Source organism: Pararhizobium sp. P1_E7 (assembly GCF_056405855.1).
The window spans coordinates 1-24,594 of sequence record NZ_JBFUBH010000041.1 but is presented as its reverse complement, the minus strand read 5'-3'; the positions used below and the strand labels follow the sequence as shown (position 1 = coordinate 24,594).

22 protein-coding genes and 3 pseudogenes are annotated in these 24,594 nt (G+C 61.9%); 12 read left to right on the top strand and 13 right to left on the bottom strand.

All coding sequences use genetic code 11. The annotated features are described in order from the left end of the window. Nucleotides 1–44: 44 nt before the first annotated feature. Nucleotides 45–1,142 carry an ABC transporter ATP-binding protein gene (locus AC1D17_RS22415; RefSeq protein WP_477567514.1) on the bottom strand — a complete coding sequence of 366 codons (1,098 nt, stop codon included), beginning with the start codon at nucleotides 1,140–1,142 and terminating at the stop codon, nucleotides 45–47. Between the two features lie 347 nt (nucleotides 1,143–1,489). Here AC1D17_RS22415 and AC1D17_RS22410 point away from each other — a divergent pair, with 347 nt between their 5' ends. The 9 genes from AC1D17_RS22410 (at nucleotide 1,490) to AC1D17_RS22370 (ending at nucleotide 11,091) form a co-directional block, all read left to right on the top strand. Further along, nucleotides 1,490–2,161 carry a GntR family transcriptional regulator gene (locus tag AC1D17_RS22410; RefSeq protein ID WP_477567513.1) on the top strand — a complete coding sequence of 224 codons (672 nt, stop codon included), beginning with the start codon at nucleotides 1,490–1,492 and terminating at the stop codon, nucleotides 2,159–2,161. 554 nt (nucleotides 2,162–2,715) lie between these two features. Next, nucleotides 2,716–3,219: an Lrp/AsnC family transcriptional regulator gene (locus AC1D17_RS22405; RefSeq protein WP_477567512.1), complete on the top strand. Its 504-nt coding sequence runs from the start codon at nucleotides 2,716–2,718 to the stop codon at nucleotides 3,217–3,219. 3 nt (nucleotides 3,220–3,222) lie between these two features. Then, nucleotides 3,223–4,767, top strand: coding sequence for a hydantoinase/oxoprolinase N-terminal domain-containing protein (locus AC1D17_RS22400; protein ID WP_477567511.1), 1,545 nt, complete (start codon nucleotides 3,223–3,225; stop codon nucleotides 4,765–4,767). After that, nucleotides 4,764–5,885, top strand: a complete 1,122-nt coding sequence (locus AC1D17_RS22395; protein WP_477567510.1) for a DUF917 domain-containing protein — start codon at nucleotides 4,764–4,766, stop codon at nucleotides 5,883–5,885. Before AC1D17_RS22400 ends, AC1D17_RS22395 begins: the two co-directional genes overlap by 4 nt. Nucleotides 5,886–5,922: 37 nt before the next feature. Next, nucleotides 5,923–7,488 (top strand): ABC transporter substrate-binding protein, encoded by a 1,566-nt coding sequence (locus AC1D17_RS22390; protein WP_477567509.1) that lies wholly within the window; start codon nucleotides 5,923–5,925, stop codon nucleotides 7,486–7,488. 16 nt (nucleotides 7,489–7,504) lie between these two features. Then, complete coding sequence (locus tag AC1D17_RS22385) at nucleotides 7,505–8,527, top strand: ABC transporter permease (RefSeq protein WP_477567508.1); 1,023 nt, start codon at nucleotides 7,505–7,507, stop codon at nucleotides 8,525–8,527. Continuing rightward, nucleotides 8,524–9,363: an ABC transporter permease gene (locus AC1D17_RS22380; protein ID WP_477567507.1), complete on the top strand. Its 840-nt coding sequence runs from the start codon at nucleotides 8,524–8,526 to the stop codon at nucleotides 9,361–9,363. The genes AC1D17_RS22385 and AC1D17_RS22380 overlap by 4 nt, the downstream gene beginning before the upstream one ends. Continuing rightward, nucleotides 9,350–10,303 carry an ABC transporter ATP-binding protein gene (locus AC1D17_RS22375; protein ID WP_477567506.1) on the top strand — a complete coding sequence of 318 codons (954 nt, stop codon included), beginning with the start codon at nucleotides 9,350–9,352 and terminating at the stop codon, nucleotides 10,301–10,303. Before AC1D17_RS22380 ends, AC1D17_RS22375 begins: the two co-directional genes overlap by 14 nt. Next, nucleotides 10,300–11,091 carry an ABC transporter ATP-binding protein gene (locus AC1D17_RS22370; protein ID WP_477567505.1) on the top strand — a complete coding sequence of 264 codons (792 nt, stop codon included), beginning with the start codon at nucleotides 10,300–10,302 and terminating at the stop codon, nucleotides 11,089–11,091. Before AC1D17_RS22375 ends, AC1D17_RS22370 begins: the two co-directional genes overlap by 4 nt. Nucleotides 11,092–11,136: 45 nt before the next feature. Here the strand turns inward: AC1D17_RS22370 and AC1D17_RS22365 are convergent. Together AC1D17_RS22365 and AC1D17_RS22360 are read right to left on the bottom strand one after the other, a co-directional pair. Next, nucleotides 11,137–11,232: pseudogene (locus AC1D17_RS22365) on the bottom strand (IS6 family transposase); the annotation flags it as partial. Nucleotides 11,233–11,304: 72 nt separating this feature from the next. Next, on the bottom strand, nucleotides 11,305–11,700 hold the full coding sequence (locus tag AC1D17_RS22360; protein WP_477567504.1) for a nuclear transport factor 2 family protein: 396 nt from the start codon (nucleotides 11,698–11,700) through the stop codon (nucleotides 11,305–11,307). Nucleotides 11,701–11,814: 114 nt separating this feature from the next. On the opposite strand from AC1D17_RS22360, the gene AC1D17_RS22355 reads away from it, so the two are divergent. Beyond that, entirely contained in the window at nucleotides 11,815–12,783 is a 969-nt protein-coding gene (locus tag AC1D17_RS22355) for a LysR family transcriptional regulator (protein ID WP_477567503.1), read from the top strand. 433 nt (nucleotides 12,784–13,216) lie between these two features. On the opposite strand, the pseudogene AC1D17_RS22350 reads toward AC1D17_RS22355, so the two are convergent. Next, nucleotides 13,217–13,363, bottom strand: a pseudogene (locus AC1D17_RS22350) (transposase domain-containing protein); the annotation flags it as partial. Nucleotides 13,364–13,825: 462 nt separating this feature from the next. On the opposite strand from AC1D17_RS22350, the gene AC1D17_RS22345 reads away from it, so the two are divergent. After that, nucleotides 13,826–14,020, top strand: coding sequence for a hypothetical protein (locus tag AC1D17_RS22345; RefSeq protein ID WP_477567502.1), 195 nt, complete (start codon nucleotides 13,826–13,828; stop codon nucleotides 14,018–14,020). 247 nt (nucleotides 14,021–14,267) lie between these two features. Here AC1D17_RS22345 and AC1D17_RS22340 read toward each other — a convergent pair whose 3' ends face one another. From AC1D17_RS22340 to AC1D17_RS22305, 8 genes and pseudogenes are all read right to left on the bottom strand, one after another. Then, entirely contained in the window at nucleotides 14,268–15,578 is a 1,311-nt protein-coding gene (locus AC1D17_RS22340; RefSeq protein ID WP_477567501.1) for an extracellular solute-binding protein, read from the bottom strand. Nucleotides 15,579–15,655: 77 nt separating this feature from the next. After that, on the bottom strand, nucleotides 15,656–16,507 hold the full coding sequence (locus tag AC1D17_RS22335; protein ID WP_477567500.1) for a carbohydrate ABC transporter permease: 852 nt from the start codon (nucleotides 16,505–16,507) through the stop codon (nucleotides 15,656–15,658). After that, complete coding sequence (locus AC1D17_RS22330) at nucleotides 16,504–17,385, bottom strand: carbohydrate ABC transporter permease (protein ID WP_477567499.1); 882 nt, start codon at nucleotides 17,383–17,385, stop codon at nucleotides 16,504–16,506. The genes AC1D17_RS22335 and AC1D17_RS22330 overlap by 4 nt, the downstream gene beginning before the upstream one ends. A gap of 1 nt (nucleotide 17,386) precedes the next feature. Then, a complete protein-coding gene (locus tag AC1D17_RS22325) occupies nucleotides 17,387–18,484 on the bottom strand; it encodes an ABC transporter ATP-binding protein (RefSeq protein ID WP_477567498.1) in 1,098 nt (365 codons plus the stop codon). Nucleotides 18,485–18,510: 26 nt separating this feature from the next. Next, complete coding sequence (gene arfA / locus AC1D17_RS22320; protein WP_477567497.1) at nucleotides 18,511–20,019, bottom strand: arabinosylfuranosidase ArfA; 1,509 nt, start codon at nucleotides 20,017–20,019, stop codon at nucleotides 18,511–18,513. Nucleotides 20,020–20,135: 116 nt separating this feature from the next. Further along, entirely contained in the window at nucleotides 20,136–21,056 is a 921-nt protein-coding gene (locus AC1D17_RS22315; RefSeq protein ID WP_477567496.1) for an ArsR/SmtB family transcription factor, read from the bottom strand. 561 nt (nucleotides 21,057–21,617) lie between these two features. Then, nucleotides 21,618–22,102: pseudogene (locus AC1D17_RS22310) on the bottom strand (pyridoxamine 5'-phosphate oxidase family protein); the annotation flags it as partial. Nucleotides 22,103–22,223: 121 nt separating this feature from the next. Then, nucleotides 22,224–23,210 carry an MBL fold metallo-hydrolase gene (locus AC1D17_RS22305; protein WP_477567495.1) on the bottom strand — a complete coding sequence of 329 codons (987 nt, stop codon included), beginning with the start codon at nucleotides 23,208–23,210 and terminating at the stop codon, nucleotides 22,224–22,226. A 134-nt stretch (nucleotides 23,211–23,344) separates the two neighbouring features. On the opposite strand from AC1D17_RS22305, the gene AC1D17_RS22300 reads away from it, so the two are divergent. Next, nucleotides 23,345–24,241: a LysR family transcriptional regulator gene (locus AC1D17_RS22300; protein ID WP_477567494.1), complete on the top strand. Its 897-nt coding sequence runs from the start codon at nucleotides 23,345–23,347 to the stop codon at nucleotides 24,239–24,241. 26 nt (nucleotides 24,242–24,267) lie between these two features. On the opposite strand, the gene AC1D17_RS22295 is transcribed toward AC1D17_RS22300, so the two are convergent. After that, nucleotides 24,268–24,594 (bottom strand): hypothetical protein (locus AC1D17_RS22295; protein ID WP_477567493.1); only part of this gene is annotated, 327 nt, incomplete at its 5' end.

Sequence of the window (24,594 nt, the reverse complement as noted above, 5' to 3'; positions counted from 1 at the left end):
GTGTATCATTCAGAGTCTGGATGTCTTTGATCATCGTCATCGGATCAGTCCTTCAGCACCTGCGCGACACCGTCGGGGATCGACAGCCCGACCTCCGAGCCGGGCCTGGGCGGCATCGTTCCATCGCGGCGGTTCTGCTGGCGCACCATTACCGGCGTTCCGTCCGCAAATCGCAGGTGAACGTGGCTGTCGGTGCCAAAATAGACGACGGTTTCAACGGTCGCCGAAAGCATCGCATCGGGGCTTGCGGCGATTTGCAAATGCTCCGGACGCACGACGATCGTGACGTCCCCGTCAGCCGGACAATCAGCCGGCATTGCTGCCGCGACAACGGTCCCGGACTTCAGACGCACACGCGCCACGCTTCCCTCGGTGGCAACGATCGCGCCTTCAAGAAAGTTCGTCTCACCGATAAAGCCTGCCACGAAGCGATCCGCCGGATGCTCGTAGATGTCATGCGCGGACCCGACCTGCAAAACCTGGCCTTTGCTCATGACGGCGATACGGTCCGACATGGTGAGCGCTTCTTCCTGGTCGTGCGTCACGAAAACGAAGGTGATCCCGGTTTCAGCCTGCAACCGCTTCAGCTCGATTTGCATCGATTGGCGCAACTTGAGATCAAGCGCCGACAAGGGTTCGTCAAGCAACAATACCTTCGGTCGCGGCGCAAGCGCGCGCGCCAGCGCAACACGCTGCTGCTGCCCGCCGGAAAGCTTGGTGACCGGCCGGTCGCCCGCGCTTTCGAGCCTGACGAGACGCAGCATTTCCGCGACCACCGGGGCAATCTCCGCCTTCGGGCGGCCGAGCATCTTCAGGCCGAAACCGATGTTCTCGGCAACCGTCAGATGGGGAAAGAGCGCGTAGTTCTGAAAGACCGTATTGATCGGCCGCTCGTTCGGCAAAAGGCTCGAAATGTCGCCACCATCGAGCAGAATTTTGCCGGCAGTCGGCGTCTCAAAGCCGGCAATCATGCGCAGAAGTGTCGTCTTGCCGCAGCCGGAAGGCCCAAGCAAGGTGAAGAATTCATTCGGCCTGATATCCAGCGTCACATGATCGACGGCTCGAAACGTGGCGAAATCCTTCATCACGCCTAGCACTGAAATCGCACCGCCAGCGAGGGCGAGCGTCCGCAACTGTTCCATTCGTTCCCCAATTCGGTCAATCGAGGGACACCACTCGTCGGCCGCCTTCGGCCGCCCAAGCTCTCCCCCCTTGGGTTGTCGGTTTGCCGCATTCCAATACGGTCTTGATATTTTGATCATTAAGTCTCATTATATGATCATATTGTAAAGTTGATTCTTCTGCACAGGAACATTTTTGATCAAAACATGAGGGCCATGCAGACCCAACTCTGGAAAACTGCGAGCTAGGTCTTTGTATCAAGGCGCAAAATCAACGATCTTCGATCAACAACGGAAGAGCCCGAGCGCGCTGGAGGATTGGTTTCTTGAAACAGATAGGTTCAATAAGCTTGATTTCGGAAAACAGGATGCCGACGGAATCGGTCAAGCAATGGGTCTATCGCAGTCTGCGGCAAGCCATCATGGCTGGCCGCTTTCCGCCCGGCCTACCCGTTACGATCCAGGGAATCGCAGAAGTGCTGGCCGTCAGCGCCATGCCCGTGCGCGAGGCTCTTCATCGGCTGGTCGCTGACGGTGCGCTGGAGCATCTCGACAATCGCCGCGTCCGCGTGCCCGAAATCGATCCAGGGAAATTCGACGAGATAATTTCCGTGCGCATCGCGCTCGAAACGATTGCAGCAGTGCGCGCCATGCCGTTCATCGACTACCTGCGCATGGCACGCCTGCAGCAACATGATGCCGACATTGACAGCGCCTATAATGCTGGGGACATCGAACTTGGCATCGAGAGAAACTTCGCCTTTCACCGGTGCCTCTACGAGGTGCCTTCCTCGACCGTATTGCTCCCCATGATTGAATCCGTCTGGCTGCGGCTTGGACCATTCATGCGGGAGGCGACCGAAAATCTCGACGAGAGCTACCGGGTTGACCGTCACGCCGAGGCGCTTGAAGCAATTCAGCAGCAGGACGCAGCCGCCCTCAAAGCCGCCATCACGGCCGATATCCAGGAAGGCGCAGGGCATCTCGGCCGCAAACGGTTTCTCGACGTCGAGGCACAGCAACGAGCTTCAAAGAATTAGGCGGAGCGACAGTGCATCGGGACCGCATCGCGCTCCCGAAACCGGAGACGATCCTTACAAAGGGCCGACTTCGACAAGGGCGAATATCCGCTGGATCGCCACCGTGCTCAAATATCTGGTCTTCGCCAACCTGTAAGGAGCGGCACGCAAGGATCTGCTTGCCAGAGCCTACCGCAGCTCGGCTGTCCGGTGGACGAGTCGCTCGAGGCGAGCGGCGCGCCGAGCGTATTCCGGTGAATTAGGCAGCGACAGCAAGAGCTCTCGGTTGAAGCTTCTGTTGAGGATCGAGACGCTAAGCCTGGGCTCTAAAAGTGCGCCTCGATCACACGAATTTCCGACACATGAGCAAGTTCGCTTCCCTCTGGGCCAGAGTGTCGCCATGCGCAGGATCTGCGCTCCACTCCCACTGACTGCCGATTCGGCAACATTCTGTACCAATGCGACCTAATCTCGGACATTTTTGGAAATAATTGCCATATGCAGCTGAAATATTCTTGACATATTTCCGTTTCGGCAATTTTACTCTCCTCATTCGAGCCGATAGGGAAACGATGATGACGCAGCGCTACCTTCTTGACGATCTGGACCGCGAAATCATTGGCTATCTCTCCGAAGATGGGCGCCTTTCGGCTGCGGAGATTTCAGGCCGCATCGGCAGCGTGTCCGAGCGCACGATCCGCAATCGCATCGCCGGGCTGCTGCAGGCCAAGATGATCGTGATCGGCGCCATTCCCGATCCGGTGGCGCTTGGACGCGACGTTCAGGTCGAGCTGCTCATCGAGGTCGAGCCGGGCCGGCTGGAAGAAGCCGCCATCCTGCTCGCCGAATATGACGAGATCGGCTACCTCGCCGCGACCAGCGGCACCGCCAATCTCAGCGCTTCGCTCTTCGTCGAAGACCACGCGGCGCTTCTCGAATTCATCGATCAGGAACTGGGCAAGCTGCCCGGCGTCAAGCGCGTGACGAGTTCGGTCGTCCTGCGGCTCTACAAGGTTTTCGGCACGAGGACGACCGCCATCAGCCGCGGGACGGACCTCGGCGGCAAGAAGAAAGGATAACCCATGCTGCGCATTGGGGTGGATGTGGGCGGAACCAATACGGATGCGGCGCTGCTGCGCGGCACCGAGGTTCTGGCAACGGTGAAGTCCTCGACCACGGCGGACGTGACGTCCGGCGTCGGTGCGGCGATCCGCACTGTACTCGCCAAGGCTGGCGTGCCCGCGGCCGAGGTCAACGGCGTCATGATCGGCACGACGCATTTCCTCAATGCCGTCGTCGAAGGTCGCGGCCTTGAAAAGGTCGGCGTCCTCAGGCTCTGCGGTGCGGCGACACGCTCGCTTCCGCCGATGATCGACTGGCCGGATTYGCTGCGCCCCGTCGTCGAAGGCGGCGCGGCCATGGTCGGCGGCGGCGTGAACTATGACGGCTCGGAAATCGCCCCCCTTGATGTGAACGCGATCCGTGCAGCCTGCCGCGCGTGGCACGCCAAAGGCATCTCGGCCGTCGCTGTTTGCTCGGTCTTCGCGCTGGTCGATCCTCGCATGGAGAACGACGCGGCCGAGATCATCGCCGCGGAAATGCCCGGCGCCGCAATCAGCCTCTCGCACCGGGTTGGCCGCACCGGCCTCCTGCCGCGCGAAAACGCGACCATTCTGAATGCCAGCCTCCACAGGCTCGGCCGCGAGACCATCGGCGCCTTCCGCTCGGCCTTTGCAGCACTTGGCCTGACCTGCCCGCTCTACCTGACCCAGAACGACGGCACCCTGATGGCGGCAGATTTCGCCGAGCGCTACCCGGTGTTCACCATCGCGTCCGGCCCTACAAACTCGATGCGCGGCGCCGCCTTCCTCACCGGGCTCAGCGATGCCGCCGTGATCGACATCGGCGGCACGACCACCGACATCGGCATGCTGGTTGCTGGCTTCCCGCGCACCCGCAGCGAAGGCGCCATGATTGGCGGCGTGCCGACCAATTTCCGCGTGCCGGACGTCTATTCCTTCGGACTTGGCGGCGGCAGCATCGTGCGGACCGCACAGGAGCCGACCATCGGTCCGGATTCGGTCGGTTTCCGCCTGCCACAGAAGGCGTTATGTTTCGGCGGCGACACGCTGACCGCCACCGACATTGCGGTGGCGGCAGGTCTCGTCGACCTGGGGGACCGCAGCCTCCTCAGCCATGTCACCCCGGAACTGGCCCGTCAGATGCTGGCGCAGATGAAAGCCAGCATCGAGACCGTTCTGGACCGGATGAAACCGAGCGCCGAGCCAATCCCCGCCATTCTGGTCGGCGGCGGGTCGGTTCTGGTCGAAGGGTTGCTGGAGGGCACCTCGGTCTCGCTGAAGCCGGATCATTTCGGCTCGGCCAATGCGATCGGCGCGGCCATCGCCCAGGTGTCCGGTGAAGTCGATAGCGTGGTCTCGCTGGAAGGCACCACGCGGGAGATCGCGCTCGAGGCCATCGTTGCCGAGGCGCGGGCGCGCGCCGTCGAGGCCGGCGCCGATGCCATGACGACGATCCTGGCCGAAATCGAGGAAACGCCGCTGGCCTACCTGCCCGGCAATGCCGTTCGCGTCGCGGCGAAAGTAATTGGAGAATTGCGGGCATGAAGTACTGGACGCTCACCGAAGCGGATATCGACCGCATCGCCATCGGTTGCGGCATTCTGGGCACCGGCGGCGGCGGCAGCACGTATCACGGCTTGCTGCGTGCCAAGGCGCTGCTGCGCGAGGGTAAGCGGATCCGCATGGTGCGGCCGGCCGACATCGCGCCGGACGCGCAGATCCTTGGCATCGGCGGCATCGGGGCGCCCACCGTGGGCATCGAGAAGATTCCCGAGGGCAGCGAAGGCGTGCGGCTCTTGAACGCGCTGGAGCGGCATATGGGCCGCAAGGTCGATGCGCTGCTCGGCGACGAGATCGGTGGCGGCAACGGCATCGCGCCGATGCTGACGGCGGCCATGGTTGACCTGCCGGTGGTGGATGCCGACGGCATGGGCCGTGCCTTCCCGGAAGTGCAGATGACGACCTTCTTCATCCACGGTCAGGCGGTGCAGCCGGCAGCGCTGGCGGACGCGGACGGCAACGTACTCGTCGTCACCGATGCCACGACGCCGAAGATGCTGGAGAAGCTCTTGCGCGCCAGCACCATTGCCATGGGCTGCACGGCCCTGATGACGACGGCGCCGATGTCCGGCGATTTCGTGCGCCGCTTCGGCGTGCCCCATACGACGAGTCAGGCCTGGAGCCTTGGCGATGCGGTGCTCAGTGCCCGGGCGGCCAAGGCAGAACCGGTCGAGGCGATCCTCAAGCAATCCGGCGGCGTGCGGCTGATGCGCGGCAAGGTCACCGATATCGGCCGCCGCGTCATGGCGGGCTTCACCCGCGGCAAGCTCACGGTCGCTGGACTGGATGCGGATGCCGGGCGCACGCTCACCGTCGACATCCAGAACGAATACCTCATCGCCCGCGAAGGCGAGAAAATCATCACCATGGTGCCGGACCTGATCTGCATCGTGGATTCGGAAACCGGCCGCGCCATCGGCACGGAAGAGCTGCGTTACGGCCTGCGCATAGACGTGCTCTCCATGCCCGCCCCGGTGCTGCTGCGCAGCGAGATCGCGCTCGCCTCCGTCGGCCCGCGCGCCTTCGGCTATAATTTCGACTTCATGCCAATGGGCGTATCCGCGGATGCGCCTGCGGTACCGCAATACGAAGAAGACGCGTGACCGTCCGCCCTTGAGACCTATCCACTGGGAGCCCGATATGAACCGCCGGAATTTTCTGAAAACCGCCGCCCTCGCTGCGCTTGCCACCGCCGCCACGTCGCGCTTGAACTTCGCGATGGCGCAAGGCACCGGCAGCATCTTCACGCTCGCCTATCCGACGAGCTTCCCGGACCTCGACCCGGCCACCTCGTTCTCGAACGATGGTGCAGTGCTCGCCAACGTCTATGAAAGCCTGACGCGCTACATTCCGGCAACGGACTCGGCGGAGGCAAAGATCGAGCCGCTGCTCGCCACCGCCTGGGAAATAAGCGCAGACGGCAAGACCTGGACTTTCACCCTGCGTGATGGCGTGAAGTTCCATGACGGCAGCGCGCTCACCTCGCAGGCCGTGAAGGGCTCAATCGAGCGCACCAAGAAGATCGGCGGTGGCGCGTCCTTCATCTGGGGGCCGGTCACGTCCATCGAGACGCCCGAGCCGCTCAAAGTGGTCTTCGTGCTCTCCGAGCCGCAGCCGCTCGACCTCATCGCCTCCGCCGGCTTTGCGGCCTGGATCTATTCCCCCTCGTCACACGACAAGGACAGTGCCTGGTTCAACGCCGGCAACGATGCCGGCACGGGAGCGTTCAAGATTTCGCGCTACGAACCCGGCCAGCGCGCCGTGCTCGACCGGGCGGATGGCTACTGGGGCAAGGTGCCGGAAGGTGCCTTCCAGACGGTTTCCTTCGAGATCGTCGAGGACACGACGCTTGCACAGAACATGATCGAAAGTGGTCAGGCCGACTGGACCTACAGCCTTCCCTACGAAAACCTCGAGGCACTGAAGTCCAATCCCGATCTGAACGTGGTGGTCAATCCGTCCTTCGAAACGCTGTTCGGCCTTTTCAACGTGAAGCGCGCGCCGCTCGACAGGATCAAGGTGCGCCAGGCCCTGTCGCTCGCCTTCCCCTATGACGATGTAACTACGGCGGGTACGAGCGGCTTCGGCACGCGCGCCAAGGGCGTGGTTCCCGCAGGTATCTGGGGCCATGACGCAGCGGCGCCGATCCCGAAAACGGACCTCGAAGCTGCCAAGGCACTTCTTGCCGAAGAGGGTGTCCAGCCGGGTCTGGAACTGGTGATGACCTACTCCTCGGCCCAGGCGCTCGAGGCCGTCGCAGGCGAACTCTGGAAGGCCAATCTGGAAACGCTCGGCATCACGCTGACGCTTCAGCCGATGACCTGGGAAGCCCAGTGGCAGCTCGGCAAGTCGAACCCGGAGGCGGCACAGGATATCTTCGTCATGTTCTGGTGGCCGACCTTCGTCACCCCCTATGACTATCTTTTCAACCTGTTCCACAGCGAAGAGAAGCCGAACTTCAACCTCGGCTACTATTCCAATCCCGAGGTCGACGCCAAGATCGACGAGGCGGCGAAGCTTTCGGGCACCGACCGTGCGAGGGCCGAAGCGCTGTTCATCGAGGCGCAGCGCAWGATCATCGAGGATGYCGCGGCCGTCTTCATGCTGGATCAGCCGAATGTGCATATCATCCGCACGGGCATCAAGGGCTACACCGACAATCCGGCCTATGGGCACGTCACCCTTGTCAACGAACTGAGCCGGTAGGCGGCGAGGCGGTCTGATGGAACTCATACGCTACATTCTGCGCCGCACGATCCTCTCCGCCTTCGTGGTGGTGGGCGTGACCTTTCTGGTCTTCGTGGTGGCGCAGGTCGTTCCGTCGGACCCCGCAGCGCTTTATGCCGGCCCGCGCCCCACGGCTGAGCAAATCGAAAAGGCGCGTCAGGAACTCAATCTCGACGCCCCCCTGCCCACCCGTTTCGCCACATTCGCCGCCGCCATGGCTGCCGGCGATTTCGGCGTCTCCTACAAGTCGCGCCGGCTGATCGCCGAAGACCTGAGGGCCTATCTTCCCGCCACGCTGGAGCTTGCGGTCTTCTCCACGGGCCTTGCGCTTTTGATCGGCATTCCGCTCGGCGTGCTGGCTGCGGCGCGGCAGGGCAAATGGCCGGACAAGCTCGGCAGTTTCAGCTCCATTGCGGCAGTGGCGATGCCGACCTTCTTCCTCGCGATGATCCTGCAACTCGTCTTTGCGCAATGGCTCGGCATCCTGCCGCTTTCCGGGCGCCTGTCGCGGGAAATCTCCATCTCCGCGCCGCTGCCGATGGTGACCGGGTTCAATATAATCGATGCGCTGCTCGCCTGGCGGATCGATGCCTTCGGCAATGCGCTGACCCATCTGATCTTGCCGGCGCTGACGCTCGCCTCCTACCCGGCAGGCGTCGCCATGCGGCTGACGCGCTCGGCCATGATCGAGATCCTCGAGCGCCGCCATGTCGCTGCTGCCCGCGCGCTCGGCCTTTCCGGGCCGCGCATCCTCTTCGGCCACGCGCTGCCCAATGCMATGGGGCCGACGTTAACCGTGATCGGTCTTTCCTTCGCCTATGCGCTAACCGGCGCGGTTCTGGTCGAGATCATCTTCGCCTGGCCTGGCCTCGGCCGCTATGTCTCCGAAGCCATCCTCGCCAAGGACTTTCCGGTGATCGCTGCTGTCACCATGGTGGTCACGATCTGCTATGTGGTGATGAATCTCATGATCGACATCGCCCAGGCCCTGGTCGACCCGCGGGTGGCTCTGTCATGAAGAGGCTCGTTCACCGCCTCGGCTGGCCGGGCACCATCGCTCTTGCGATCATCCTGCTCTTCGTGCTCGTCGCCGTCCTCGCCCCCTGGATCGCGCCCTACCCCACGCAGGGCGCCGGCGCGCCGAACGTGGCGGCCAAGCTCTCGCCGCCTTCGGCGAACTACTGGCTCGGCAGCGATCATCTCGGCCGCGATATCCTGAGCCGCATCATCTACGGCACGCGTATCTCGCTCACCAATGGCGTGCTGATCGTCGCCTTCTCCCTGCTCATCGGTCTGCCCGTCGGCCTCGCCGCGGGCTACTTCGGCGGCTGGGTCGATGAGGCGCTGATGCGCGGCACCGACGTCTTCCTCGCCTTCCCTGCGCTGCTGCTTGCGGTGCTGATGGCCGCCGCCCTCGGCCCGGGTTTTCTCAACAGCATCATCGCTGTGGCGGTGACCTGGTGGCCCTGGTATGCGCGGCTCGCCCGAGCGGAAGTGCTGGTGCTGCGCGGCCAGCCTTATGTCGAGGCCGCGCGGCTTGCTGGCGTCTCGCATCAACGCATCATCATCCGCCATATCCTGCCGGCGACCGGCCGTCCTCTGACCGTGCAGGCCGCGCTCGACGTGGGGCCGGCGCTGCTCACCGCCGCCGCCCTCTCCTTCCTCGGTCTCGGCGTGCTGCCGCCAACCGCCGACTGGGGCCAGATGGTCGATGCGGGACGCAAATTCTTCCCGGCGCGCTGGTGGTATTCGGCCATGCCCGGCATGACGATCTTCATCATCGCGCTCGCCTTCAGCGTGCTCGGCGATGCGCTGCGCGAGCGCAAGGGAGGGCCGGCCCGTGCCGCTGCTTGATGTCCGCAACCTTTCGGTCAGTATTCCCACGCCTGAAGGCGACGTGCATGCGGTGCGCTCGGTCGACCTTTCGATCGAGCGGGGCGAAATCCACGGTGTGATCGGCGAATCCGGTTGCGGCAAGACCATGACCGGCATGGCAATGCTGGGCCTGGTGCCGCAGGGTGCTCGCATCACCGCCGACCGTTTCCATTTCGACGGCGAGGACCTCAGCGAGGGCGCGGCACGTCTGCGCGGAAGGCGCATCGGCCTGATCTCGCAGGATCCGGCCGCCGCACTCAACCCCGTGCTCTCCATCGCACGCCAGATGGACGATGTGCTGCGCGCGCACAGGAACATGCCGCGGCAGGCCCGCCACGCGGAAGCCGCGGCCCTGCTTGCGGCGACCGGCCTGCCCGACCCGAAGAAGATACTGAAGAGTTATCCGCACCAGCTATCGGGCGGCATGCAGCAGCGCGTGGTCATCGCCCAGGCGCTCGCGACCGGCGCCGATTTCCTGATCGCCGACGAGCCGACAACGGCGCTCGACGTTTCGGTCGGCGCGCAGGTTCTGGCCCTGCTGCGCAGGCTGGTGACCGAGCGCGGGCTGACCGTGCTGATGATCACCCACGACATGGACGTGATCGCCGAAGCCTGCGATCGCGCGACGGTGCTTTATGCCGGGCGTTCCGTGGAGACCGGCCCGGTCGATGATGTGCTGCGGCGCCCCGGCCATCACTACACACGTGCACTCCTTGCTGCACTGCCTGATGCCGGGCCGCGCGGCGCACGCCTTGCCGCCATTGAGGGCTCCATCCCACCGCCGCGCATCGCGATTGCCGGCTGCGCATTCGCCCCGCGCTGCCCACAGGCGATGCTGGTCTGCTCGGCAGAGCCGCCGCCAATGCGCGCCCGCGCTACCCATCGCTGGCTTTGCCATCTACCGGAGAATGAGGCATGACGGCGCCCCCGATGCTCGACGTCGAAGATCTCGTCATCCGCTATCCGGCGCGCGGTCTCTTCGCAGCTCGCCCCAAGCCCGCCGTCAACGGCGCAAGTTTCCTGCTCGCCAAGGGCGAAACCCTCGGCATCGTCGGGGAGAGCGGGTCGGGCAAGACGAGCCTTCTGCGCGCCATCCTCAGGCTCCTGCCGGTCGAAAGCGGCGCGGTGCGGCTCGAAGGGCAGGATTGGCTTGCCCTAAAAGGCCAGGCACTTCGCCGTGCGCGTCAAAGAATCGGTGTCGTCTCACAGAACCCCTTCCTGTCGCTCAGCCCCCGGCTGACGATCGCCGAGATCCTCGCCGAACCCATGCTAGCGCAAGGCGACCAGCAAGGCGCGGCCATGCGCAAGAAGATCGCCGGCCTGCTTGCGGACTGCGGCCTGCCGGCCGATTTCCTCGACCGCCGCGCGCGCGAGCTTTCCGGCGGCCAAGCCCAGCGGGTGGCGATCGCACGCGCCTTGGCGCTGGAACCGGGGCTCCTGATCCTCGACGAGCCGACCTCCGCCCTCGATGTCTCTGTGCAGGCGCAGATCCTCAACCTGCTCGCAGACCTCAAAGAAAGCCGCAGCCTGTCGATGCTGTTCGTCACCCACAACCTCAAGGTCGTCGCGCATATTTCCGACACCCTTCTCGTCATGCGGCACGGTGATGTTATTGAATTCGGCAGAACCGAAGAGGTGCTCCGCGCACCCTCCGAAGCCTATACCCGCGAACTGCTTTCCTTCGGCCGCAACGCCGCGATGGCGTAGTTCGGCGCGCAGGCCGCAATCAGGTTCTGTTGCAAAATTTTGACATCGACCATGCCGGGCGAAAGCCTTTCTGAAGAAGCGATTGGCGGCAGAAGAATCGCGATGTTCGCAGAGCCCGAATTCGACGGTGTCACGGCATGATCCGCTCCTTGAAGCGCAGGTCCGCGAAGTCATCGCGTTCCCAGCTTACAGCGGCAGGGCGCGACCGAGCTTTCACACCAGAGTCTCGGCCGCGAACACCTTCTGGACGATCTGCCAGCGGCCGTTGAGGTAAAAGCACGACAGCAGGTCAGTAACCTCACGGGGCGGGATCCGCAGGCGAAGCTTGAGCAGCGCCATGTCGCGGGAGATGGCGATGGAGAGAATTTGGTCGGCGCGCACGCCGCCGGCGTCCTGCGGCGATATCAACCCCCGCACCGCGTCGAGCCAGGCGGCGACAGGGGTGACGACCACGCTGTCGCCATCGCCGCGCCGGGTGACCAAGGCGGCGGGGTTGAAGATTGTCGCGAACCTGTCGGCATCCATCGTGAAGGCGGCGTCGAAATACGTTTTCGCTAAAGTAATCAACCCGTCTATGTTTCCCGTCGAGGGCGTGTCGTGCTGTGTCATGGGTGTCCCTTATTGTTCGGTGGTGTCCAGGACGGTATAGAGATGGATGGGGCAACTTTTAATCAGCGCGCGCTAACCAGCCTTATAAGCTGAGCTACGCAATCGAAGGCAATCATGGAAACCTCGCTGCTATCTGCGGGAGACTTCAACCAACTCCGCGCCTTCGTGGCCGTCGCCGGTTCATTGAACTTCAGCCGAGCAGCCGAAAACCTTGGTGTGTCATCGTCGGCGTTGAGCCAGATGGTCCGCGCGCTCGAGGAGCGGATCGGCGTTAGCTTGTTCAACCGCACGACCCGCAGCGTTTCTCTGACCGAGGCAGGGTCCGACCTGTTTAAACGGGCGCAGCCCGCCATCGAGGAGCTGGCGGTGGCGCTGGGTGAGACCCGCGAGCGCCGCGCCCATCCCGCCGGGACTGTGCGGATACACTGTTTCCGGGCGGCGGCGGACCTCTACCTGACACCGATCCTGCGTTATTTCAGCGACGCTTATCCGCAGGTCGTGCTCGACATCACACTCGATGACGCCGTCGCCGATATCGTGGCTGACGGCTACGACGTAGCCATCCGCCTGGGGGAAGTGATCGACAAGGACCTCATCGCGGTGAAACTCGGCCCGGAGCTTTGCATGACTGCGGTCGCGTCGCCCGACTATCTCGCTCGGCGCGGAACACCGGCCCATCCGCGCGACCTTGCCGGCCATCGCTGCATCGGCTGGCGATGGCCGGGGCAAAAGACCCCGTACAAGTGGGAGTTCATGGAGAATGGTAAGTGGTTTGAGGTCGTCGTCTATGGACCCGTAATCTCCAACACGAAGGACTTCGGGGTACAGGCGGCAGTCGACGGGGTCGGCGTGGCATTCGCCAGCCAACAGCTGATTGCGCCGCACATCGCGCAAGGCAGGCTCGTCGCGCTACTCGAGACTTGGTCCGCCCCGTTTCCCGGCTACTACCTTTGCTATCCGGCCCAACGGCAGATGGCACCGCCACTCCGCGCGGTGATCGACATCATTCGCGGTGGCCCCCGCGCCAGGAACGGCGTCGAGAAGGCGGCGCCCGGCGCGGCCATGGTGGCGGCGGCGTCCTAGGCCTTGTCGTGAATTGGATGGCGATGTCACATTGTTTCATCGTAAGCGCTGTTCTCGCGGCACGCTCTCGTCCCTGGATCACTTGTTACAGGTGACGTTATCGTCGATAGCGTTGAACACGACATCCCCATAATATGTTGACTTTGCCCACAGGGCGAACGTCTCTTCGGATTTCGATTTCTTCGCCTTGTCGATCTGTGCAGCGCCTGAGCTAAATAACTCCTGGAGCGTTGTTTTGTGCGGGCATGCCTACCATAAATGATCTCTGACCCCTTGAGATAGTCTACGACCGACCTTTTTCCGATCAAGGATTGGGGCGTGCCGCCTTCGACCGCATTGATATAAGCCTCCACCGTGATCCTATCGGAATCCTGAGCATTGGCCGATGAACAAGCGAAGATCAGTAGTAGAAGTGGGGCAAACATCGCCTGTTTCATTGTTTTTCTCTAGTTTGTGCGGTTCTCAAGCCAATGCTCTGGATACCGAGTTTGGCGGTATGGGCCCAAGGCACCAGATCGTCGATCTGGCTGTTGGGATGACCATTGACGATCCTGGTCAGAATGTCGGTCAAATAGCCGAGCGCGTCGCTCCATTCCCGATGGCACCCCCTACCCGTAAAAACCTCGAACCGACTACCCGGCTCATCATCCTTGGTTTTAAGCGTAAGCTTTGAAATCGACATATGTCTAAGCCCTCTTTCGAGGTTCAACATCGTCAATCACAAGATGATCAGGAAGGTCGGGTCAAAACGCCGCTTACGTTTCATCTCTTTGTAGGATTTGTCTTCCCCGGGCCTCCACTACGGTATTTCGGCGCAGGCGGACAGGCCGTTTTCCACCGGGATCAAAAACGCGCTGGCGGTGATGACGGGGCCTGAGTAGCAACGCATCGTAACAATAACCAAGCGGCCATCCCCCTGCACTCGGCTCGCCGGCTTTAAGGTTACAATGCCCATCGGGAAGATCGGCGGCGCAGGTTTCACAACCAACAGGAACAATTGTTGGCCGCAGCGGTTAACCTTGGAACGCGAGGAGCTGACGCTATGAGATTGGAACCGCGCCAAATTGTCGTCTCGGCAGAGCGTCTAGAAGATTGTCAGGACTCTCTCGAAGACGCATTTCACGAGATCGTCGATCAGGCGATTAGCTGTGGCTGGTCTATTGACGAAATCCTGGTTGCCCTGAACGGCCTGATATCGAAGGAATTTTCCGACCGGGATCGGCCGACGGTACACTAGACATCCGGGTCGGGCGCATCGGCAAGCGCGCTGACCTTGCCCGATGGAAACGACCACCGGCGCCGTCATCGCGGTTCCCTAAAGACGGCGACATGCGGGCATCAGCGCAGATATGGTCCAGTTTCAACAATAAGAACCGGCTGGCAGGATTGAAGGTTCCAAGATAACCGCGAATTGAAACGGGCTTGAATAGAATATCGGGACGCAGGAACCCGATTCCTGCGTCCCGATCGAACATTCGCAACAATCAGATATTGGCAAGCAGGTCGTTGATCCGGCTCTCGGCGCTGCTGAGGGCTTCATCGACGGTCTTGTCGCCGTTCACGGCTGCACCGACTTCTTCGCCGATAATGTCCTGAATGGCGAACTGGCGCTGGACGGCGCCGGGCAACGAGCGGCCGGTCTGGGCAATTTCCGCGATGTTGTCACGGTGCGGCAGCGACTTGAATTCCGGCATGTCGAAGACGGCCTTGACCGCCGGCAGGTGGCCAGTGCGAGCCCACTGGAAGTCGTTGTCGGCCAGGAACTTGAAGAGCTTGCCGATCGCCTCCGTCTGCTCCGGCGTGCGGTCCTTGTGCGGCATAACCCAGCTGTGGCCATCCGCATAGGTGCTGTCGCGGCCCGGATAGAGCTGCGGGATCGGGTAGACCGTATAGCCCTTGGCAAGTGCCGTACCTTCCTTTTCCGATTGGGCGACGAAATCGCCGATCAGCCAGGTGCCGTTGACGGCAATACCACCATCGCCATTGGTGAAGGCGGTGACGGCAGCGGCATAATCGAGGCCCGTCGTGCTCAGCCCTTCGTCCTTGATCTTCTTCATGAACTCGACGATGGTCTTGGCTTCCGGCGTGTTCAGCGTGATCTTGGCCGGGTCGGCGAAGAAGTCGGCGTTCTGCTGCTGCAGCAGCGTGTAGAGAACGCGGGCATAGGATGCGGTCTCGTTGGCAAGGATCTGCACGAGATAGGGCTTGCCGGTCTTTTCCTTGAACTGCTTGCCCTGGGCGATCAGCTCGTCGGCGGACGCCGGCAGGATCGGTGTGCCATCAGCGTTGACGAGGCCGGCCTGCTTCATCAGGTTCAGATTGACGTGGAAGAGCATGGTCCAGTTATCGAAGGGCAGGCCGAACATCTGGCCTTCTTTGGTGACGCCGCCGCGGCCGGCATCGGTGAAGCTGTCGGGCGAAATGCCCTGAGCGGACAAGACTTCATCGATAGGGTCGATCAGGCCGCGCGACTGGTAGTCGGAGATCGCCGAATAATGCATCGAAACGACGTCCGGAGCAGCACCCGAAGCGAGCTGGGCGTTGAGCTGGTCGTAGCCCGGCCATTCGACGGTCGTCACATTGACGTCGATATCCGGATTGTCGGCCTCGAACTTGTTGACCAGCGAGGTAATGATGCCGCATTCACCGACAGCCTTGGAAACGTCGGTGACGGTTGCGTAGTCCGCGTCGCAGGCGCCGAAGAAGCGCTGCAGCTCGATCTTGGTCTGGGCCTGAGCCGAGGTGGCGCAGGTCAGCGCAATCAGGGCTGCCGTGCTGAGTAGAAAACGTCTCATGGTCTGTCTCTCCCTTGAAAGGGGCTCCCTGCCCCGTTGAAACCTGCTGCGGCCAATCCTCCCGGCCGCAGCAGCAGTCACTTCACAGCACCACCCGAAACCGCGGTAACGATATGGCGCTGGAAAATCACGTAGACGATCAGCACAGGCAGGCTGGCAAAGACCGCCTGGGCGCTGAGAAAGCCTAGTCCTTCGCTCTGGGCGAAATTGGTCTGGGACGAGGCAATGCCGATGGTGAGCGTGAACATCTCCTTCCTCGTGGCGGAGATCAGCGGCCACCAGTAATCGTTCCAGGCGTGCAGGAAGGTGAAGATGCCAAGCGTTGCCTGGGCCGGCAGTGTCAGGGGTAAAAGCACCTTCCAGAAGATGCGTAGCGGCGAGGCATTGTCGAGGAGCGCCGCCTCGTCGATCTCTTTGGGGATCGCCTTGAAGAACTGGGTCATCAGGAAGACCCCGAAGGCGGACGAAAGGCCTGGCAGGATCAGCCCGATATAGGAATTGTGCAGCCCGAACCAGTTGAACATCTGGTGACGGGCGATGATGACTGCCTGTTCCGGCACGGCAAGGCCGAAGAGCACGATGACGAAGATCGTCCTGCGGAACGGAAATTCGAGGCGGGCAAAGGCATAGCCGGCGAGCGACGAGAGCACGAGCACGCCGAACGTCTGGCCGATGGCAACCACGAGACTGTTGAAGAACCAGCCGAAGGCCTGCGACGAATAGAGGATGTTGACGTAGTTGGCGAGCGTGTAGGGAAACTCGAAAACGGATTCCGTGCCGAGCATCAACTCCTTGTTGTCCTTGATCGACAGGCCGACGAGCCAGGCGACCGGCGCCATCATGACAACGGAAAGGACGATGGCGAGCGTCAGTAGAGTACGATTGCCGGTTAGGGCTTCTGGGCGGTAGGTCGATTGATCCATGTTCATTCGGAAGCCTCCGACTTGTGGGTCGAGACCACATATTGGGCCATCGCCGCCACGAGAATGATGAGGAACAGAAACTCGGAGGCAGCGGCGGCCTTGCCGACATCCCAGCGCACGAAACCCACCTCGTAGATGTACATGACCAGCGGGCGGGACGTGCCGTTCGGGCCGCCATTGGTCATCAGCTGCGCCTGACCAAAGAGCTGAAACTGCATGACGATCTGGATGATCGTCACCAGCATGATCGTGCGGGCGATCGACGGCAGGGTGACGCGGGTGAGCACCCGCCAGGGGCTGGCATTGTCGAGGGCGGCTGCTTCATAGAGATCGTTGGGGATCTGCTGCAGGGCCGCAAGGAACAGCATCATCGGCAGTCCGAGGCACCACCAGACGGTGGCGACGCCGACGGAAAACAGCGACCAGCCGCTTGTCGAAAGGAAGTTGACCGGCTGTACCCCGAATGCTTCGGAAGCCACCGCCAGGAGCCCGTCGCCGGGAATGAAGACGAAACGCCAGATCAGCGTCACGATCGTCACCGACAGCACGGAAGACGAGAAGAACAGACCGCGCAGGAACGAGGTCGTCCGCGTCGTCTTGTTGAGGGCAAGCGCAAGAAACAACCCGAGCGCCACCAAGGCGGGAACGCTGACCAGCACGAAGACGATGGAGTTGCGCAGCGCCTGCAGAAAGACCGGATCGGCGAGAACGCGCCCATAGTTTCCAAGGCCAACGAAGCGGCCGGGGCCGAAAAGATCGACCTTGTGCAGGCTCAGCCACGCGCCCCAGAACAGCGGAAAGACGAGAAGCACCAGAAAGACGAACAGATAGGGAAGAACGAAGAGGCCGTTGCTCCACTGGCTGCGGCGATAGCTCTCGGCCATGTCAGTCGCCCTCCGAATGGTGGGCGATGCCGGCGGCATCGAAAAGGTGAAGAGCCGTGGTGTCGAGGGCGATCTGCAGCGTATCGCCGCCGCGCGCCTGGCTGCGTCCATCGGTTTCAGCCGTCAGTTTCGTGCCATCAGACAGATGGCCGTAGATCAGCGTGCGATCGCCAAGCCGCTCGACGACTTCGGCCTTGAGCGGTATGCCCGCCTGACCGGCCGGTAGTACCGCAACGTCTTCGGCGCGGATGCCAAGGCTCGCGCCCTCCGGCAAAAAGCGCGACGGCAGGCGGAATGTGGCATGGATATCACCAAGGCTGCTGGTACCGATCGCGATCGTATCGCCATTGCCGGTCACGCTCGTGAGCGGCACGAAGTTCATGGCGGGCGAACCGACGAAGCCTGCAACAAAGCGGCTGGCAGGATGGCGATAGATCTCCATCGGCGTGCCGATCTGCTCGATTTGGCGATTGTGCATGATGACGATGCGGTCGGCGAGCGTCATGGCTTCCACCTGATCATGCGTCACGAAGATCATCGTACTGCCGAGGCGGGCGTGCAGCTGGGCGATTTCCAGCCGCGTGCGGCCACGAAGGGCGGCATCGAGGTTCGACAATGGCTCGTCGAACAGGAAGGCTTTCGGCTCCTTGACGATGGCGCGGCCGATGGCCACGCGTTGGCGCTGACCGCCGGAGAGTTTTGCCGGCTTGCGCTCGAGCAGATGGGCGATTTCGAGCGTCGCGGCCGCCTGCTGGACGCGGCGCTCGATCTCGCCCCTGGGCAGGCCGATGTTTTCGAGCCCGAAGGACATGTTCTGGGCGACGGTCATATGCGGATAGAGCGCATAGGACTGGAACACCATGGCGACGCCGCGCTTGCCCGGCGGCAGCGTATCGACCCGCTGTTCGCCGACCGAGATCGTGCCGTCCGTCACGTCCTCCAGACCTGCAATCATTCTCAGCAGCGTGGACTTGCCGCAGCCCGAGGGCCCGAGGAAGACGACGAACTCGCCTGCCTTGATCGACAGCGAAATGTCGTCCAGCACGGAGAGCGCGCCGTAGCGCTTGGTGACGTTGGTTATTTCGATCGATGCCGACATGGTTCCTCCTCCCCGTCGTTTCAGCCTTAAGCGCCGAGCCGGATCATCCGGTAGCTCAGCGGCGCGATGCTGACGACGAGCCGGCCACGGGCTGTCGATGCGCCCGAACCGTCCCGCGGCTCGATCTCTTCACGCTCCGGCCCGTTGACGGCGCGCAGGTCGTGGCCCTCCATGACCTTGTCCATGATCACCCTGCGGTCGCCGAAACCTTCGAGGGAGAGATCAAGCTCGATCGCTTCCGTCTGGTGGCGGTTGACGATGAAGAACGTGAGCGCGCCATCGGCCTCGGTCTCGACGGCGGAGATGTCGAGATAGGAGACGTTTTCGGCGAAGTCGGTCGAATAGCCCGGGCAATCCAGTGCCAGCTGCAGCGCCTTGCCGCGGCCATAGCGCGAGGCATAGGCATAGGGGAAGAATGTGGTCTGGCGCCAGGCCGGGCCGCCCGGCACGGTCATGATCGGGGCGATGACGTTGACGAGCTGCGCCAGGCAGCCGACCTTCACCACATCCGAGCGGCGGATGAAGGTGTTGAGGATGCAGCCGACCTGCAGCACGTCCTCGAAATTGTAGATGTCTTCGAGCAGCGCCGGCGCATGCGGCCAGCCGTCATTGCCTTCCAGCACCTTCCGGTCGGCGTCGCGGGAATGATACCAGACGTTCCACTCGTCGAAGCTGATATGGACATCCTTCTTGGAGCGCTTCTTCGCCTTGGTATAGGTGATCACGCCAGCAACGGTGGCGATGTAGTCATCGAGACGGGCGTTCTGCGCCAGATAGTCCGCAGTGTTGCCCGCGTGATTGTCGAAATACATGTGCAGGCTGATGTAGTCGATGGAATCATACGTGTAGTCGAGAACCGTTGCTTCCCAGGCCGGATAGGTCGGCATCTTCGGGGACGAGGAGCCGCAGACGACGAGCTCGATCGACTTGTCGAAGGCGCGCATGGCTTTGGCGGTCTCGAACGCGATGCGGCCGTATTCTTCCGCCGTCTTCTGGCCGATCTGCCAGGGACCGTCCATCTCGTTGCCGAGGCACCACATCTTGACGTTCCAGGGCTCCTCGCGGCCRTTCTTGCGGCGAAGATCCGACCAGTAGCTGCCGCCCGGATGGTTGACGTATTCAAGGAAGGCGCGGGCGGAATCGAGGCCACGGGAGCCAAGATTGACGGCGAGCATCATGTCGGTATTGGCCGCTTGCGCCCAGTCGGCGAATTCGTGGATGCCGACATGATTGCTTTCGGAGCTGTGCCAGGCGAGGTCGAGGCGCACGGGACGCTCCTCGCGCGGGCCGATGCCGTCTTCCCAATTGTAGGCTGATACAAAATTGCCACCGGGATAGCGCACGATCGGAACATCGGCTTCACGAACTAGGTCGATGACGTCCTGACGCATGCCGTTCTTGTCGGCGGTCGGATGTTCCGGTTCGTAGATGCCCGAATAGACGGCGCGGCCGAGATGCTCGACGAACGAGCCGTAAAGGCGTGGATCAATAGTACCGATGACGTAACCGCTGTGAACGGTGCCGACTGCGCGCATGCTTTCCTCCCTGCATATCTGAAAATCAGATATATATCGTTTTGTCGGATACAATACACGCGATGAAGCCCCCGTCAACCCGGTTTCGAGAGTATCGACGACAGGAATGGGGTGGATCAGGTCTTCAGGCGCAGGACGATGTCCTGATCGTAATTGCCGAATCCGCGGCCGAAAATATTGATCCCGCCGGGATGTTCGGCGGTTTCCGGCACTTCGATGCGAAGCCTGATTGAACGGTGCTCAAGCAGGTCGAGATCGGCAAGGCTCGTATCGGAAATCCTGATTCCGTCGATAAAGGTACCATTGTCCGTCACGCGGAAATATTTGAGAACGCCGTATTGGCTGCCCCTCAGCTTCCACCAGTCGGGCGTGTATTTCCCCCGCCGGTCACCGAAGTCACCGGGCGACGTCCATACGCCGATGCCTCTGCCGTTGATGGAGAGCGTAATGTCGGAGGGCCAGTTATCGGAGGTGCCGGGAACCTCGGAGGAAAGTTCGAGGACGACTTCCAATTCCTTGACCTCGGCGCCCTTGATTCGAGCATTGTTGGGGAACTGATATTCGACATAACCCCTTGTAAACCATAGAAGTCCGGCCTTCATCCGGTCGGGAGCGAGGAATGTGTCGGGGCTGTCGAGATAACCGATGATGCCGTCGCGCGAGCACATGCCGCAGGGGGCTGCGACCTCGTAGCCGCTGTAGAGACCGACAGGCATGGCGACCTCGATCACCTCCTGGCCGGTCTTGGCCGGACTTGCAAAGGAAAGCACGATTTCCTCATGCACGGCATGGCAGACTTTCTGGCTGCCCTTGCGCGCCTTGGACACTTCGGTGCGGATCAAACCCGCCTCCTCCAGCAGGTTAAGGTGGGTCGATGTGGTTGATTGTGGCAGGTCGAGCGCCTCGGCAATTTCGTTGACATTGAGCGCCCCTCGGGCATGCAGCAGCTCCAGCATAGAGAGCCGCGCAGGCGCTGCAAGACACTTCAGCACCTCCTTCCCGTCTTCCGGACCAATCATCAGAAATCGCGTGCTCATACTTCCTCCTCAATGCGAAATTGATGTGTATCAGAAAACTAGATACGATCAATGCTTATCGGTTAGGAGTACGCGTGCGGGCATCGTAAACTTAACGCCGGTACGAAGCGTGGTCGACGTGAGGTTCATCGTCAATGGCCTGACGAGGTAAAGGCGCGGATCGTGTCGGAGAGTTGGGTCCGGGTGTGACGGTGAACGCAGTGGCGGACCGCCATGGGCTGAAGGCAACCACCTGTCGTCCTGGCGGACACTGGCGCGGCAGAGGGAGAGGGAGAGGGAGAGGGAGAGGGAGACAGCCCAGCCATTCAGGTAACTTGGGCAAGCAACTAAATCTGATGGTCAGTTTAACAATTTCAGACGCAGACCGTTGGATATGACTCCAAACCAGTCATCGGACTACAATCCCAAACCCCAGCCTCTTGTCGAGGGTCCGCTTCAACTCGGGTTGCGGGCTCGCGAAGACTCGGCCGTGCAAGAGTTGCGGCGTCAACATCAGGGCACTGTTCAGCGATTAGGGCATATGGTTCGCCAACGTCGCCTTGAAGCTCCCCATGTTGATTGCCACTGAGAACTGACCCGGCGTGGCCTGAAGATCCGTTCCGCCCTTTCTTTGTAGGTCGGGTCGGACACCAGCTCCGTGAGTTCCTGGTCAGCATCAAGCGCCAGTCGCTCTACATACGCGTAAATTTTGAGCCGTGCCCGTCGCACATAATCCATCAAGAACAGGCAGGCCCGATCGTTAGCGGAAAAATGCCGGCGCTGATGTACTGGCGATTACCCCGGTAGTCGGCAAAGGCCAATGTTCGCTGATCGACGACCTTAAGGAAGCCGGCTTTTCCTCCACGGTGTTGAACGTATGGCCAACCCGTTTCGGAGACCGACGCCATATAGAAGCTGTCACGTGAGGCGATGAAGGCGATCTCGTCTTCGGTGAGGGTGTCTGAAGGGCGGTTGTCAGCGCCCAGCCATATCTGGTCCACCCCCATGTTCGCCTGAGCTGCTCTGACGCTTGGCGTTACAGCAACCTCAAGGAAATGATATGGCATGCCTATTCTCCTTGCCCAGGCAGGCTCGCATCGTTGTCTCACGGTGCGAGCCCGGATCTATCTTTGGGCAGCCGAAATCAGTGCTTGGCATTTATACCCTTAAGAACACCGAGAGCAGACATCAGTCCTGCAAGGCCCAGTCTGCGACCTGCCAACGCATCTCCCCGTGATCAGCAACGACACGACCGAGCCCAGGGAACGGCATGTGCGTGGCAGCGATGAGTGCGCCTTCCGACGCGGCACGCGGAAAGAAGCGATCACGCATGGCTTTCGCAGCGGCACGGTCCTGCTCAAACAGGAAGAACACATCGGTCGCGGCCGGATGCACGACCGGAAAAATCATATCCGAAACCATGATCATGCTCTTCCCGCCATCTTCGACCCGCACGCCGATATGGCCGGGTGTATGGCCGGTCAAGTCGACGATCGAGACGCCCCGCATGATCTCGCGCTCTCCGTCGATCGCTTGGAGCCTCGGATATAGCCGCACGACCTCCTCCGCCATCCTGAAGCTCGTCTGCAGGTAATCAGGCGCGCCGTTGCGCTTGGCCGGATCGGTCCAGTGAGTGATGTCGCGACGATCGATATAAAGCTCGGCTCCGGGGTAGTTGTTCTCACCTCCCAGAACCAGCCCACCCATGTGGTCTTGGTGCATATGCGTTACGATGACCGCGTCGATCTTGTCGGGCTTCAGACCGAGCGCGGCGAGTGCCTGTGGTAACTGTCCGGTCTGCCCGATCGAACCTGCCGCACCGGCATCGATCAGGATGCGGCGCTCGCCATCCTCGACGAGATATTGGTTGAAGAGGAACCGAACCCCACTCGGCCGGGCGGTAAACTGTGCGCTTGCCGCCCTCTCGACCTCGGGCGCTGAGCGCCCCGGAAAGTAGTCATAGGGCATATCGGCATACCCGTCCGTCAGTGCCGTCACGGTGAACCGACCGATGCGGATTTGTGCGAACGGGTTCACCGCAACAGGCGCTTTGGCAGCTTCCTGCGTCGCCGCTCGGGCGGCGGAGCCGCCGACCAGGCCTCCACCGAGGAGGCTTCCCCCGATGAGGCCGAAAGGCAGGGCGCCAGCGAAGGCGCGACGTGAAAGTTGAGGCATGTCATCTTCCTTCGGATCAGTAGCACGATGGGAGCTACGTCGAGCCCCTTGACGACGCGGAGGCTATGACATCCACAAACAACGGGGTATCCTGGCAATTTGGAAACATTCTTCTCATTTTATGGAAGGCTTCGATGGATCGTTTTGACGCGATGGCGGTTCTATTGGCGGTGGTCGACGCCGGCAGCCTTTCTGCCGGGGCACGGCGGCTGAATGCGCCGCTGGCCACGGTCAGCCGCAAAGTGGCCGATCTTGAAAAGCATCTTGGCGTTCGCTTGGTCGTGCGCACCCGCCGCGGCCTCGCCTTGACGGAGGAGGGGCGCGCCTTCGTCACCGCGTCACGTCGTATTCTCGAGGAACTGGACGCGGCGGAGCGGCAGGCCAGCGGCGATTATGGAGCGCTGCGTGGCGGGCTGCACGTGACCGCGCCGATTGCCTTCGGCGAGCGCCATCTGCTGCCAATTGCGCTCGAATTCCTGAAGGAGCAACCCGATATCAACCTGCGGCTGACCCTGACTGATCGGCAGCTAAGTCTGACGGATGAGCACGTCGATGTAGCCCTACGGATCGGGCACCTGCCGGACAGCGCGATTATCGCAACACGGGTTGGTGCCGTCCGCCGGGTGATCTGCGCGAGCCCCGACTATCTCGCCCGCCGAGGAGTGCCACGTCAGCCGGAAGACCTCGCCCCGCATGATGGCATAAGCTTCCAGGGCTTCGCGACCGCCCCGGAATGGCGATACCGCCGGGACGGCGCGGCCTTCGCCGTCGAGCCGCGCCTCAAACTCGCGGTCAACACGACAGAGGCTGCCATTCAGGCTGCGCTGGCCGGTATCGGCATTATTCGCGTGCTTTCTTACCAGATCAACGAACATTTGTGCTYTGGCGCTCTGCAGGAATTGTTGGCGGAGTTCGCACCGGAGCCGTTGCCAGTAAATGTTATTCACGGACCAGCCGATCCGCTGTCGCTGAAGGTGCGGTGCTTCCTTGACTGGATCGGCCCCCGCCTGCGCGCGCGGATGGCATCCTAGCGTTCCGCCTATCAGACGCGCCTCCGTTAATGGCGGTCAGGCTCACTGGTAGTCGATCGTCCTGCATTGACGACCGCTTGCCCTAGGGGACCGGAACGGACATCCGCCACCGGCGAGTTGATTTCCGCTTTGGCGCACAGGCGATGTAACGCCGCGGCCAGGCCGATGTCTGCTTGCAGGCAGGCCGATGATTTGCCTCTATGACTGATATGGGGGTGCAATGCGGTCGGTCGCGCCAACATCACCAAACGGCAGCTTTGGGCCCGATAGCGGTCTAGGCCCCGATTGCTCACCTTGACAGGATTCGAACCATCGACCWAATCCGCGCCGATGGCAGACACTTTGCCGTGGAA